This is a genomic window from Nocardia sp. NPDC047038, assembly GCF_040644075.1.
In the GTDB taxonomy this organism is placed as follows: Bacteria; Actinomycetota; Actinomycetes; order Mycobacteriales; family Mycobacteriaceae; genus Nocardia; species Nocardia sichangensis.
Window position 1 is genome coordinate 526,471 of record NZ_JBEYVQ010000003.1, and the last position, 15,456, is coordinate 541,926.

Annotated in this window: 4 protein-coding genes (1 of these 4 only partly in view); all 4 read left to right on the forward strand. The window is 69.7% G+C overall.

Annotated elements, in window-relative coordinates:
* Window positions 1-12,762: the 3' portion of a non-ribosomal peptide synthase/polyketide synthase gene (locus tag ABZ824_RS15650; RefSeq protein ID WP_356963772.1), read on the forward strand. Its footprint begins 30,909 nt before the window's first position; 12,762 of the gene's 43,671 nt are visible here — the last part of the coding sequence; its start codon lies beyond the left edge, outside the window; the stop codon is at window positions 12,760-12,762.
* Between the two features lie 40 nt (window positions 12,763-12,802).
* Window positions 12,803-12,952: a hypothetical protein gene (locus ABZ824_RS15655; protein WP_356963773.1), complete on the forward strand. Its 150-nt coding sequence runs from the start codon at window positions 12,803-12,805 to the stop codon at window positions 12,950-12,952.
* Window positions 12,953-13,053: 101 nt separating this feature from the next.
* Window positions 13,054-13,653 (forward strand): Uma2 family endonuclease, encoded by a 600-nt coding sequence (locus tag ABZ824_RS15660; protein ID WP_356963774.1) that lies wholly within the window; start codon window positions 13,054-13,056, stop codon window positions 13,651-13,653.
* 205 nt (window positions 13,654-13,858) lie between these two features.
* Window positions 13,859-15,451: an MFS transporter gene (locus ABZ824_RS15665; protein ID WP_356963775.1), complete on the forward strand. Its 1,593-nt coding sequence runs from the start codon at window positions 13,859-13,861 to the stop codon at window positions 15,449-15,451.
* Window positions 15,452-15,456 lie beyond the last annotated feature (5 nt).

A 15,456-nucleotide genomic window follows, 5' to 3' on the forward strand; every position in this document is an offset into this window, starting at 1 on the left:
CTGCCGGTGCAGTACGCCGACTACGCGCTGTGGCAGCGCGCGGTGCTCGGATCCGAGGACGATCCGGAATCGCTGGCCGCGCAGCAGGTGGCGTACTGGCGCCAGGCGCTGGCGGATCTGCCCGATCAGCTGGAGCTGCCCGCCGACCGGCCACGCCCGCCCGCGCAGTCGTTCCAGGGCAAGGCGATCCGCTTCGAGATCGACCCGCAGCGGCACGCCCGCCTGCACGAACTGGCGCGCGCGCACAACGCGTCGCTGTTCATGGTGGTGCACGCGGCGCTGGCGGTGCTGCTGTCGCGGTTGTCGGGCACCGACGACATCGCGGTCGGCACCCCGATCGCCGGTCGCGGTGAACGCGAACTCGACGACCTGATCGGCATGTTCGTCAACACCCTGGTGTTCCGCACCCGGGTGGCGTCCGGCGAGCGCTTCGCCGACCTGCTCGGCGACGTCAAGGAACGCGACCTCGAGGCGTTCGCCAACGCCGACGTGCCGTTCGAGCGCCTGGTCGAGGTGCTCAACCCGGTGCGCTCGACCGCGCGCAACCCGCTGTTCCAGGTGGGCCTGTCGTTCCAGAACCTGGCCGAGACCAGCTTCGAGCTGCCCGGCCTGACGGTGAGCGCGGTCAACTTCGACTCGCAGCTGGCCAAGACCGACCTGCACGTCACGCTGTACGACCGGTACGCCGACGACGGCACGCCCGCCGAGATCATCACCGAATTCGGCTACGCCACCGACCTGTTCGACGAGGACACGGTGCAGGGCTTCGCCGACCGGTTCCTGCGGGTGCTCGACGCGGTGGCGGCCGACGCCACGGTGCGGGTGGGCGAGATCGACCTGCTCGCGGCCGAGGAGAGCGAGCGCATCCTCACCGCGTGGAACGCCACCGAGCACGAGGTCGACACGACCGCGACGCTGGTGTCCTTGCTGGACGCCACGGTGGCCGCGACCCCGGCGGCCGTGGCGCTGGTCGCCGACGAGCCGACCGGCCGTCGCGAGCTGACCTACGCCGGGCTGGACGCGCGGGTCAACCGACTGGCCCGGTACCTGATCGGCCGCGGCGTGGGCCCGGAGGACCGGGTCGCGCTGGCGATCCGCCGCAGCAGCGACCTCGTGATCGCCATGTACGCGGTCGCGAAGGCCGGTGCGGCGTACGTGCCGATCGATCCGGACCAGCCCGCCGAGCGGACCGACTACATCCTGGGCACCGCCGCGCCGGTGTGCGTGCTGACCACCGGCCGCGACGGGTTCCACACCGCGGCGGCCGATGTCGTGCAGATCGACGGGCTCGACCTCGCCGAGTACCCGACGGCTCCGGTGACCGCGGCCGAGCGCACGGGTGCGCTGACCCCGGCGAACACCGCGTACGTGATCTTCACGTCCGGTTCCACCGGTCAGCCGAAGGGCGTCGCGGTCCCGCACGCGGCGATCGCCAACCAGTTGCAGTGGGAGACATCTGTCTTCGAGCTGGGCGCGGACGACGCGGTGCTGCTGAAGACGGCGGCGACGTTCGACCTCTCGGTGTGGGAGTTCTGGTCGGCCGCGGTTTCCGGCGGCCGCCTGGTGATCTCGTCCGCCGACGGGCATCGCGACCCGGCGTACCTGAACGAGCTGATGCGCGCCACCGGCGTCACCACGCTGCACGTGGTGCCGTCCATGCTGGACGCGCTGCTCACCGAATCCGGTGGCCGCCTGTCGGACTCGCTGCGGCGGGTGCTGGCCATCGGTGAGGCGCTGCCCGCCGCGACCGCCCAGCGGTTGCGCCGCAACAACGCCGCCGAACTGCACAACCTCTACGGTCCGACCGAGGCGGCGGTGTCGATCACCAGCCACCTGGTCACCGATGCCGACGAGGCGTCGGTGTCGATCGGCGCGCCGGAGTGGAACAGCCGGGTCTACGTGCTCGACTCCCGCCTGCGGCCGGTTCCGGTCGGCGTCTCCGGTGAGCTGTACCTGGCCGGTGCGCAGTTGGCGCGCGGGTACTTCGGTCGTGCGGACCTGACCGCGGACCGGTTCGTCGCCGACCCGTTCGGCGCGGCGGGCGACCGGATGTACCGCACCGGCGACCTGGTGGCCTGGAGCGCCACCGGCGAGCTGGACTACCGCGGCCGCACCGACTTCCAGGTGAAGATCCGCGGCTTCCGCATCGAGCTCGGCGAGATCGAGGCCGCGTTGCTGCGGCAGGACGCGGTGAGCGCCGCGGCCGTCGTCGCGCACACCGATCCGAGCATCGGCGATCGGCTGGTCGCCTACGTGGTGACCCGCACGGGCGCGCTGGACAAGCGGGCCCTGCAGTCCGCGCTGTCGGCCGAGCTGCCGTCGTACATGGTGCCGTCGATGCTGATCGGGCTGGAGGCGTTGCCGCTCAACGCCAACGGCAAGCTGGACCGCAAGGCGCTGCCGGAGCCCACCTTCGAGAAGGCGGTGTTCCGCGCGCCGGTCACGCCGATCGAGCAGATCGTGGCGAACACCTTCGCCGAGGTGCTGCGGCTGTCCGATCGCGAAGGCGGCGAAGCCAAGCGTCTCGGCCTCGACGACGACTTCTTCGCCTGGGGCGGTAACTCGCTGCTGGCCACGCAGGTCGCCGCCCGCCTGGGTGAGGCGCTCAACACGCGGGTGCCGGTGCGTCTGCTGTTCGAGGCGTCCACCGTCGCCGCGCTGGCGGTGCGGGTGGAGCAGCACGCCGACATGGGCGGCCGCCGTGCGCTGACGGCGGGTCCGCGGCCGGAGCACATCCCGCTGTCGCTGGCGCAGCAGCGCATGTGGTTCCTCAACCGGTTCGACACCCAGTCGGCGGCCTACAACGTGCCGATCGCGGTGCGGTTGTCCGGCGCGTTGGACGTGGCCGCGCTGCGTGCCGCGATCGCGGACCTGGTGAGCCGCCACGAGATCCTGCGGACGGTCTACCCGCAGACCGAGGCGGGCCCGGTGCAGGTCATCCTGCCGCCCGCCCAAGCCGTGCCGCGCCTGGAGGTGCGGGTGGTCGCACCGTCGCAGATCGAGTCCGCCGTGGTGGCGCTGACCTCGACGATCTTCGATGTCACGACCGAGGTGCCGGTGAAGGTCGCGCTGTTCCAGATCGCCGGGGAGGGCGCGCAGACTCCGGCGGACGGGTCGGTGGACTACGTGCTGGCCATGGTCGTGCACCACATCTCCGGTGACGGCTCCTCGGTCGGCCCGCTGACCAGGGACCTGATGATCGCCTACGCCGCGCGGTCGGCGGGCGAGGCGCCGAACTGGGCGCCGCTTCAGGTCCAGTACGCGGACTACAGCATCTGGCAGCGCGAACTGCTCGGCGACGAGGCGGATGCGGAGTCGCTGGCCGCCAAGCAGGTCGCCTACTGGCGCCAGGCGCTGGCCGAGCTGCCCGATCAGCTGGACCTGCCCTCGGACCGGCCGCGCCCCGCGGTGCAGTCGTTCGCGGGCGGCAAGGTCGAGCTGCGGGTGGACGCGCAAACCCATCAGGCGCTGATCGAGCTGGCGCGTGCGGAGGGCGCGACGCTGTTCATGGTCGTGCACACCGCGCTGGCGGTGCTGCTGGCCCGGTTGTCTGGCACCGACGACATCGCGATCGGCACGCCGATGGCGGGCCGTGGCGAAGCCGTTCTGGACGATCTGATCGGCATGTTCGTCAACACCCTGGTGTTCCGCACCCGGGTCGAGGCGGGCGAGGCGTTCACCGATCTGCTGGCCCGCCAGCGCGAGACCGACATCCAGGCGTTCGCCAACGCCGACGTGCCGTTCGAGCGCCTGGTGGAGGTGCTCAACCCGGTGCGTTCGACCGCGCGGCACCCGCTGTTCCAGGTGGGTCTGTCGTTCCAGAACCTGGCGCAGTCCGCGCTGGAGTTGCCCGGCCTGAGCGTGTCCGGCCTGGACATCGACACCGAGCTGTCCCAGTTCGACCTGCACTTGATCGCGACCGACCGCTACGACGACGCCGGCGCGCCCGAGGGCATCACCGGCTTCTTCACCTACGCGACCGACATGTTCGACCGCGCGACGGTGCAGGGCTTCGTGGACCGGTTCGCGCGCCTGCTCGGTGAGATCATCGCCGCGCCGCGCACCCCGGTCGGTGACCTCGAACTGCTCGACGCCGCCGAACGGACCCAGCTGCTCACCGCGCGCAACGCGACCGACCAGCCGGTGGACACCTCCGCCACGCTGGTGTCGCTGCTGGACGCCACGGTGGCGGCCGGGCCGAAGGAAGTCGCGCTCGTCACCGAGGACGGCGAGTCGATCACCTATGGCGCACTCGACGTTCGGGTGAATCGTCTTGCGCGGCATCTGATTTCGTTGGGCGTCGGTCCGGAGTCGCGAGTGGCGCTGGCGTTGCGTCGGTCGGTGGATCTGATCGTGGCGATGTACGCGGTGGCGAAGTCCGGTGGCGCGTATGTGCCGGTGGATCCGGATCAGGCTGCCGAGCGCACGAGCTACATCCTCGAGACGGCGGCACCGGTGTGTGTGTTGAGCAACGCCGAGGCGGAGTTCAGTACCGATGTCGCGCCGGTGGTGCGGATCGATGAGCTCGACTTGTCGGGTGTGGATGCCACGCCGGTCACGGATGCGGATCGGGTCGCACCCCTGCGTCCGGAGAACACGGCGTATGTGATCTTCACGTCTGGTTCGACGGGTCGCCCGAAGGGTGTCGCGGTGCCGCACGGCGCTATCGCGAACCAGTTGCAGTGGAAGAACGTCGAATTCGGTTTGGACGCGGCGGATGCGATTCTGCTGAAGACGGCGGCGACGTTCGACTTGTCGGTGTGGGAGTTCTGGTCGGCCGCTGTCTGCGGTGGTCGCCTGGTGATCGCCTCCCCGGACGGTCACCGAGACCCGGCGTACCTCAACGAGTTGATGGCTCGCGAGTGGGTCACCACGCTGCATGTGGTGCCGTCGATGCTGGACGCCTTGTTGACCGCCGGTATGCCGAACTCGCTGTGGCGGGTGCTGGCCATCGGTGAAGCCCTGCCGGGTTCGGTCGCGCAGCGGTTCCTGCGGGAACACCCGCGCACGGAACTGTTCAACCTCTACGGTCCGACCGAGGCGGCGGTGTCCATCACCAGCCACCGGGTCACTCTCGCCGACGAGACCTCCGTGTCGATCGGTGCGCCGGAATGGAACAGCCGGGTCTACGTCCTCGACTCCCGGCTGCGGCCGGTGCCCGACGGCGTCTCCGGCGAGCTGTACCTCGCCGGTGCGCAGTTGGCGCGCGGTTACTTCGGTCGTGCGGATCTGACCGCGGATCGGTTCGTGGCGAATCCGTTCGAGCCGGGTGCGCGGATGTATCGCACTGGTGATTTGGTGGCTTGGACGAGCACCGGCGAACTGGAATATCGGGGTCGTACGGATTTCCAGGTGAAGATTCGTGGTTTCCGTATCGAGCTGGGTGAGATCGAAGCAGCGTTGCTCGCGTTGCCGGAGATTGCGCAGACGGCGGTGATCGCGAAGTCGGATCCGAAGACGGGTGACCGTTTGGTGGCCTACCTGGTGGCTGCGGATGCCGAGGCCGGTGTCGATGTGGCGCGGGTGAAGTCCGAGCTCACTGCTGGGTTGCCGTCGTACATGGTGCCGTCGGCGTTCGTGGTGTTGGATGCGTTGCCGTTGAACGTCAACGGCAAGCTCGACCGCAAGGCGCTGCCGGAGCCGGAGTTCGAGATTCAAGCCTTCCGTGCGCCGTCGACTCCGATCGAGGAGATCGTGGCGTCGGTGTTCGCCGAGGTGCTGGGTGTCGAGCGGGTGGGCGCGGATGACGATTTCTTCGCGCTTGGTGGTAATTCGCTGTTGGCGACGCAGGTCGCGGCGCGTATCGGGGCGGCACTGGATGCCCGTGTGCCGGTGCGTGTGCTGTTCGAAGCCTCCACTGTCGCCGGACTGGCCGCGAAGGTCGAGCAGCACGCGGGTGCCGGTGGCCGCCGCGAGCTGGTGGCCGGTCCGCGTCCGGAGCACATCCCGTTGTCGCTGGCGCAGCAGCGCATGTGGTTCCTCAACCAGTTCGACACCGCCTCGGCGGTGAACAACATCCCGGTGGCCGTGCGGCTCACCGGCGAGCTGGATGTCGAAGCGCTGCAAGCGGCGGTCGGGGATGTCATCGCCAGGCACGAGACCCTGCGCACCGTCTACCCCGAACAGGACGGCGCGGCGCACCAGGTCATCGTGCCCGTCGAGCGGGCACTGCCGGACCTGCGGCCGGAAGCGGTCGCGCCCGAGGACATCCGGCACCGGATCATCGAGGTGATCTCCGCCGGGTTCGACGTGACCACCGAGGTTCCGTTGCGGGCCAAGCTGTTCCGCGTCACGGATGCGAGCGGCGGGGCGGGAGCCGGCACAGCGTACGTGCTCGTGTTCGTCGCGCATCACATCAGCGCCGACGGCTGGTCGATGGGCCCGCTGACCCGCGACGTGATGCTGGCCTACGCGGCCCGTTCGGCCGGTGTGGAACCGGGTTGGGCGCCGCTGCCGGTGCAGTACGCCGACTTCAGCCTCTGGCAGCGTGACGTGCTCGGCTCCGAGGACGACCCGCAGAGCCTGATCTCCCAGCAGGCCGAATACTGGCGTGCCGCGCTGGCCGGGCTGCCCGACGAGCTGAACCTGCCCGCCGACCGGCCGCGTCCGACGACGCAGTCGTTCGCCGGTGGGCGAGTGGTGTTCCCGATCTCCGGCGAGCTGCACGGCAGGCTCACCGAGATCGCCAGGCAGCAGAACGCGACGCTGTTCATGGTGGTGCACGCCGCGCTGGCGCTGTTCCTGGCGCGTATGTCCGGCACCGACGACATCGCCGTCGGCACGCCCATCGCGGGCCGCGGCGAGGCCGAACTCGACGACGTGATCGGCATGTTCGTCAATACCCTGGTGCTGCGTTCGCACGTGGACGGCGACCTCACCTTCGACCAGTTCCTGGCCCGCACCAAGGACGCCGATCTGCAGGCGTTCGCGCACGCGGACCTGCCGTTCGAGCGGCTGGTGGAACTGCTCAACCCGGAGCGCTCCACCGCGCGGCACCCGCTGTTCCAGGTGGCGCTGTCGTTCGAGAACCTGCCCGAGAGCAGCTTCGAGCTGCCCGGACTGCACGTGGGCGCGGTCGATTTCGACGTCGACACCGCCAAGTTCGACCTGTCGCTGACCATCCGCGAGGCAGGGGAGAACCCCGACGACGCGGGCATGTACGCGGAGTTCTCCTTCGCGCGCGACCTGTTCGACGACGAGACGGTGCGGGTGTTCGCCGAGCGGTTCACCAGGCTGCTCACCGCGATCGCCACCGACCGGGAAACCCCCATCGGCGACCTGCCGCTGCTGGACGTGGCCGAGTACCACCTGCTCACGCACGTGGCGGGCGAGGACGTCATGGCCACCGGCCTGCTGCCGGACCTGCTGCAGCACGGCGCGCGGCTGGATCCGGACCAGATCGCGGTGCGCTACCAGGGCCGCTCGATCACCTACCGCGAACTGGACGAGTACTCCTCGCGCCTGGCGCGGGTGCTCATCGCGCGCGGTGTGGGACCGGAGCGCATCGTGGCGCTGTCGTTCCCGCGCTCCTACGAGATGGTCGCGGCGTTCTGGGCGGTGGCGAAGGCGGGCGGCGCGCACGTGCCGGTCGACCCGACCTACCCCGAAGATCGCATGCGGCACATGGTCAACGACTCCGGCGCGGTCATCGGCATCACCGCGAGCGAGTACGTCGACCGGCTGCCGCGCGACGTGGAGTGGCTGCGGATCGACGACCCGGCACTGGGCGAGCTGATCGAGAGCCAGTCCGCCGAGCAGGTGACCGACACCGATCGGAACGCCGTGCTGGCGATGCGTCATCCGGCGTACGTCATCTACACCTCCGGCTCGACCGGTATGCCCAAGGGCGTCACCGTGACCCACGCGGGCATGGGCGGCCTGGTCGGCGTCGCGGCGGATCTCTACCAGCTGGAATCGCACCACCGGTTCCTGCACATCTGCTCGCCGAGCTTCGACCCGTCGGTGCTGGAATGGCTGTGCGCCGCCTACACCGGCGCCACGCTGGTGGTCGTGCCATCGACCATCATCGGCGGCCCGGACCTGGCGGAGCTGCTGCGCACCGAGCGGGTGAGCCACACGATCATCACCCCCGCGGTGCTGGGCACAGTCGATCCGGAAGGCATGGAGGCGCTCGAGGTGGCGTCGGTCGGCGGTGACGTCACCACGCCGGAGCTGCTGGCCAAGTGGTGGCCGGGCCGCAAGTACTTCAACGCCTACGGCCCGACCGAGACGACGATCATCTCGTCCTACGCCCAGCTCACCCCGGGCAGGCACATCACCATCGGCCGTCCGGTGCGCGGCATGTCCGCGCTGGTGCTGGACAACCGCCTCAACCCGGTGCCGCCGGGCGTCGCGGGCGAGCTGTACCTGGCCGGTGGCGCGCTGGCGCGCGGCTACCACAACCGCCCCGACCTCACCGCGGAACGGTTCGTCGCCAACCCGTGGAGCGACGAGGGCGCGCGCATGTACCGCACCGGTGACGTGGTGCGCTGGTTCGCCGAACCCGGCGAGCGGGCCGGCAACGCCGCGCTGGCGTCGGTGCCGTGGCACCTCGATTACGTGGGCCGCTCGGACTTCCAGGTGAAGATCCGCGGCTTCCGCATCGAACTGGGCGAGATCGACACCGTGCTGGCGAGCCACGAGGACGTCGAGTACGCGATCACCATCGGCCGCAAGACCGAGGCGGGCGCGACGATCCTGGTGTCCTACGTGCTGGCCGCGCCGGGCCGGGAGATCGACACCGCACGGCTGACCGAGTACGCCTCGCGCACGCTGCCGCCGCACATGGTGCCGACGGCGATCGTGGTGATCGACGAGATCCCGCTGACCCCGGTCGGCAAGCTGGATCGCAAGGCGCTGCCCGAGCCCGAGCTGGCGCCGCGCGAGTTCCGCGCGCCTGCCAGCGAGGTCGAGGCCGTCATCGCCGAGGTGTTCGCCGAGGTGCTCGGCGTCGACCAGATCGGTTTGGACGACTCGTTCTTCGCGCTCGGCGGCGACTCCATCCTGTCGATCCAGCTGGTCTCGCGGGCCAAGGCGCGTGGCGTGCTGTTCACTCCGCGTGACGTGTTCGAGCGGCGCAGCGTGGCCTCGCTGGCCGAGATCGCCGCGCTGGGCTCGGGCACGGAGCAGGTGCGGCTGGAGGAACTGCCCGGCGGCGGTGTCGGCGAGATCCCGCTGACCCCGATCATGCGGCAGATCCTCGCGAGCGGCTCGTCGTATCAGCGGTTCTCGCAGACCATGGCGCTGCGGCTGCCCGAAGGCATCGACCGGGAGACACTGGTCGCCACCATCGCCGCGGTCTTCGACCACCACGACGTGCTGCGGTCGCGGCTGCGCCGCACGGGCGGGGACTGGACGTTCGAGGCCCTGCCGCACGGCGCGGTGGACGTCGACGCGCTGGTGCGCCGCGTGGACCTGGCCGCCGACGCCGACGAGGCGGAGCTGGCGCGCGTGGCCACCGAAGCGCTCGACGGTGCGTTGGGCAGGTTGGATCCGGCCGAGGCCGCCATGGCGCAGTTCGTCTGGTTCGCCTTCGAAGGCGAGCGGCGGGACGTGCTGTTGATCGTCGCGCACCACTTCGTGGTCGACGGCGTGTCCTGGCGCATCCTGATCCCGGATCTGGCGGTGGCCTGGTCGCAGCTGGTCGCCGGTCAGCCGGTGGCGCTGCCGGCCAACGGCACCTCCATGCGGCGCTGGGCGCACAGCCTGGTCCAGGCGGCGAGCGCGCCGGATCGGGTCGCGGAACTGCCGTTCTGGCAGCAGGTTTCGGCCACAGCGGATCCGTTGCTCGGCGAGCGTGCGTTCGATCCGGCGGTGGACACGTTCGCCACCGTCGAGCGGGTCGAGGTCACCGTGCCCGCCGAGGTCACCGACGCGGTGCTCACCGCGATCCCGGGCCTGTACCGGGGCGGCGTGAACGACGGTCTGCTCTCGGCGCTGGCCATGACGATCGCCCGTTGGCGCGGCGACGGTTCGGACGCGGCGCTGGTGAAGCTGGAAGGCCACGGTCGTGAAGAGGACGTCGTGCCGGGCGCGGATCTGTCGCGCACGGTCGGCTGGTTCACTTCGGCCTACCCCGTCCGGCTGGACCTGGCCGGTGCGGATCTCACCGACGCGTTCGCCGGTGGCGCCGCGCTCGGCGAGATCGTGAAGTCGATCAAGGAGCAGCTGCTCGCGGTACCCGACAAGGGCCTCGGCTACGGCCTGCTGCGGCAGCTGAATCCGGAGACCGCGCCCACCCTGGGTTCGTCCGGGCAGATCAGCTTCAACTACCTGGGCCGGATGTCGGCCGGGGAGATCCCCGAGCAGCTCGCCGAGATCGGCTGGGTGCCGGTGGCCGACCTGGGTCAGCTGGATGTCGACATGGACCTCGACATGCCCGCCAACGCGACGATCGACATCAACGCCATCGTCACCGACTCCGACGAGGGGCCGAGCCTGGGCGCGTCGTTCGCCTTCCCGACCGGTCTGCTGAGCAGGGAGCGGGTCCAGGAGTTCGCCGACCTGTGGGTCGAGGCGCTCACCGCGCTGGCGACCCACGCGCGGCGGCCGGACGCGGGCGGCTTCACGCCGTCGGACATGCCGCTGGTGCGGGTGCGGCAGCCCGACCTCGAGCAGTGGGAGCGCAGCTACCCGGCGCTGGCCGAGGTGTGGCCGCTGTCGCCGCTGCAGTCGGGTCTGCTGTTCCACGCGATGATGACCCAGTCCACCGTGGACGTCTACACCATGCAGGCCGTGGTGGACCTGGGCGGCACGCTGGACGTGGCGCGGCTGCGTGCGGCGGCTCAGGGCATCGTCGACCGGTACCCGAACCTGCGCACCGCGTTCGTCACCGACGCCGACGGCCAGGCCGTGCAGGTGGTGTTGGATCGGGTCGAGGCGCCGTGGCGCGAGGTGGATCTCACCGGGCTGCCCGCCGACGAGCGGACCGCGGAACTGCGCAGGCAGGTCGCGGCCGATCAGGCGACGCACTTCGACATGGCCACGCCGCCGCTGATGCGGTTCACGCTGTTCCGCAGCGACGCCGCGCAATGGCACCTGGCCATCACCACCCACCACATCCTGCTGGACGGTTGGTCGATGCCGCTGCTCATGCGGGATCTGCTGGTGCTGTACGCGGTGCGCGGCGACCAGACCGCCTTGCCGCGGGTGGCCTCCTACCGCAACTTCCTCGGCTGGCTGGCCGGGCGCGATCGGGACGCCTCGCTGCGCGCTTGGGCGACGGCGCTGGAAGGGGTCAACGAACCCACCCAGCTCGCGCCGCAGCCGCGCGGCGCCGAGAACTACGAGATCGGCAAGGTCGTCACCGAACTCGACGCCGACCGCACCCGCCGGATCACCAAGCACGCCGCCGAACTCAGCGTCACGGTGAACACGCTGGTGCAGGCCGCGTGGGGCATCCTGCTCGGACGTCTGACCGGCCGCGGCGACGTGGTGTTCGGCGCGACGGTGTCCGGCCGTCCGGCCGAGCTGCCCGGTGTCGAGTCGATGGTGGGTCTGTTCATCAACACGCTGCCGGTGCGGCTGCGCATCGATGACCGCCAGAGCATCGGCGAGCTGCTCGGGCGCTTGCAGGGCGACCAGGCGGGTCTGCTCGAGCACCACTATGTGGGGCTCACCGACATCCAGCGGGTGGCGGGCACCGGAGCGCTGTTCGACACGCTGCTGGTGTTCGAGTCTTATCCGATGGACAAGGAAGCGATCTCGGCCGCCAGCTCGATCGACGGAATGTCGGTGACCGGTGTCGGCGTCAACGACGCCACGCACTACCCGATGACCCTGCTGGTGATGTCGGAGGCCACGATCGAGCTGACCCTGAAGTACCTGGGCAGCCGGTTCACCGCCGAAGAGGTCGAGACCCTCGCCGAACGGCTGGTGCGGGTGCTCGACGCGCTGCTGGGCGATCCGGACGCGCTGGTCGGGGACATCGACATCCTCGACGAGGGCGAACGGGCCAGGCTGCTGGTCGAATCCGGTGTCACGGCCGCGGCTTCCACGCCGGAGCCGGTGGGCCGGGTCGGCGCTCGCACGGTGTCCAAGGTGCTCGCCGAGGTCGTCGAAGAGGACCCGGACGCGCCCGCGCTGCTGGCAGGCGAGGACGAGGTCGCCTTCCACACGCTGGATCGGCGTTCGTCGCAGCTGGCCCGGGTGCTCATCGACCGCGGCGCCGGACCCGGCGACGTGGTCGCGGTGACGCTGCCGCGTTCGGTGGACGCGGTGGTCGCGGCCTGGGCGGTGCAGAAGGCCGGTGCGGCATGCCTGTTCGCGGGCGATCTCACCGCCGAGGAACTGACCGCTGCGGGCGCCGGGTTCGGCATCGGCTCGGAGTCGGTGGCCGACAGCGACATTCGCTGGCTGGCACTCGACGACGCCCAGGTGCGCGACGACATCGCCGCGGCGGCCGCGCATCCGGTGTCCTACGCCGACCGGGTCCGCCCGCTCGGCGAGGAACACCCGGCGTTCGTCGTCACCACGGCGAACGGAGTCGTCGCGATCACCCAGTCCGAGGCACTGGACGAGGCCGAACGCGTGCGCGATGAGCACGAGATCGACTACGAGTCGACCACGTACACCACCGCGCTGTCCGGCCGCCCCGCGCTGCTGGAGTTCCTGACCTCCGCCACCGCGGGAGCCCTGTCCGTCGTCCCGACCGGCGACCTGGAAACCGACCTCACCGAGGGCGAGGTCACCCACTGGTTCGCGGGTCCGGGCGAATCGACCGACGCCGCGGGCGAGGAGATCACGATCGTGATCGCGGAGTAGGACGCGACGGCTACTGCTGGCGTAGGGCACGGGGCAACTCGTGCCCTACGCATCTCTGCCCGTACTGTTCGCACACGAACTCGGTGCCGACCATTCCTACGAACTGACACACCGAGTGTCCGCCGGCAATACGGTCACCCTCCGCAGCCCCTTCGAATTCACCATCAACCCGGCAACGCTGCTGCTCTGACCTCGCAGTAGTGGAATTTCCCCGCCAGCTGAATTCGCTGCCGTGGTGACCGTCAGCCGGGTCCGTGGTCCGGTCCGACTCGAACTGCGATGATGTCCGTCATGAGCGCTCCCGACGAGCAACAGGTACTTCGTGTGACGGCCGAGCAGTTCGCCGATGGGGCTACTGCCGGGCTCGGTGACATCGAGATCGTCGACGGGCGCGTAGTGCGACTGATGGCACAGAGCCCCGTGCACAGCCGTGTGGTCCGGCGGCTGGCCGGAATGCTGGAGGCGGCCCGACGTGACGGCGGGCCGTGCATGGTCGTGGACTCCGATGTGGCAGCGCGATTCGCCGACGCGGAATCCACAGCGGCGGATCGGCGGTTGAACATCCGATACCCCGACATCTGGATCCGGGACTGCGAACCTTATGACGTCAACACTGTGCGTGAGCACATTTTGCTGGTAGTCGAAGTCACCTCCGAATCGACCATCGACGCCGATATCACCGACAAGCGAATCCAATACGCGGCCGCCGGCATTCCTCGGTACCTGATCGTCCGGCTCGATCAGAAGGAAGAACGCATCGAGGAGATCGAGGAATACCGTCTCGACTGGTCCGGCCGCCGCTATCTCGCCCACACGGTCCACCGACGCGTACTGCTACTCGACGACCCCGTCGAGGCAACCATCCCATTCGACGTCCTCGAACAGCCCTGACCACCCAGCGCGCTGCCCGCGAGTGGCACATGTGCCACTCGTAGAGCAGCGCGCGATTGTTTGTCTTGATACGTCATTTACGCCGGTTGTGGGGATCGATAGTGTCTGGGACGTGGCTTCGGTCACATTTGTCCCGTCCTTCGGTCCGTAATGGACTCGCCCGCACGCATTTCGCGGACGGTGCGCGATACTTCATAAGGAAGACATGTCCACGATCGCAACCTCGTCCGGCAGCAAGCCGGACGACTCTTCCGCAAGTCCGCTACACGCCGGGCTGGTGCTGGTCATGGTCAGCGGGGCCATCTTCATGATGATGCTCGACCTGACCGTGGTCTCCGCCGCGCTCGCCGATATCCGCACCGACTTCGACACGTCCATCGACGGACTGCAGTGGGTCATCGACGCTTACGCCATCCCGATGGCGGGACTGCTGCTGACCTTCGCCACGCTCGGCGACCGGTTCGGCCGGAAGCGCCTTTTCATCGCGGGCATGGTGGTGTTCACCGCGTCATCGCTGGCACTTGCGCTGGCTGGCAGCATCTTGCAGTTGAACGTCCTGCGCGCGGTCCAGAGCGTCGGCTCGGCGATGATCTTCGCGACGGCGTTGCCCCTGCTCGCGGTGGCCTATCCCGACGCGGGCAAGCGCGCGAAGGCCATCGGTATCTACGGCGCCGTCATGGCGAGCGCGACCGTCGCGGGTCCGGTACTCGGCGGCGCGCTGGTCACCCAGTTCGGCTGGCGGTCGATCTTCATCATCAACGTCCCGATCGGCATCTTCATCGGCGTGCTCGCCGTGCTGCGGATGCCGGAGTCGGCGCGCATGGAAGGGCGCAAGGCCGACTGGCCGGGGTCGCTGCTGCTCACCGGTGGCCTGGTGACGGGTGTGTTCGCGCTGACCCGCGGCAACTCGCTCGGCTGGACCTCGGCGACGGTGCTCGGGCTCGGCGCCGCCGCCGCGGTGCTCCTGGCCGGGTTCGCGGCATGGCAGTTCAAGGCCGCGCACCCGCTGCTCGACGTGGCCATGGTGCGCAAGCGCGGATTCACCGGCACGGCCATCGTCTCGATCGGGCACATGGCGACGCTGATGGCCGCGAGCAACTACCTGGCGGTGTTCCTGATCAACACGCTCGGATACACGCCGTTGCAGATGGGCCTGCGGTTGCTGCCCGTGAGCGTGGCCGCGCTGATCAGCGCGCCGCTGGCGATGGTCTTCGCGAAGCGGGTCCCGTTCGCGGTCTCGCTGCCGGTCACGATGGGCATGGTGGCGCTGGGCACTTGGCTGATGGGCGACTTCGGTTCCGACGACTCCTGGACGCATTTCCTGCCCGGAATGGTGATCGGCGGCCTCGGGCTCGGCGCGATCACGGCCGTCAACCAGGCGGCCTCGCTCACCTTCGCCTCCGATGAGAACGCGGGCATGGCCAGCGCGACCTTCGGCACCCTTCGGCAGGTCGGCCTTGCGGTGGGCGTGGCCGGGCTGGGCGCGATGTTCAACCACTCGGCGCGCGGTTCCGCGGCCGACGGACTCGACGCCCTGCCCGGAGCCGTCCCGCCGGTGCTGCGTGAGCAGTTCCTGGAGGCGGCGGGCTCGGGCGCCGGTCGTTCGGTGGCCGACGGGCTGCCCGCGCAGTTCCAGCCGATCGCGTCGGACCTGTCGCACATCGCGACCTCCGCGTCGATCGACGGGCTCAACTCCATGATCGCCCTGGCCGCCGTGATCGGATGCGTCGCGGTACTCACCTCCATGCTCGCTTTCGGCGTGAACCACCTCCGCAGCAGACCCACCCGCCCGGACTAGCCGGA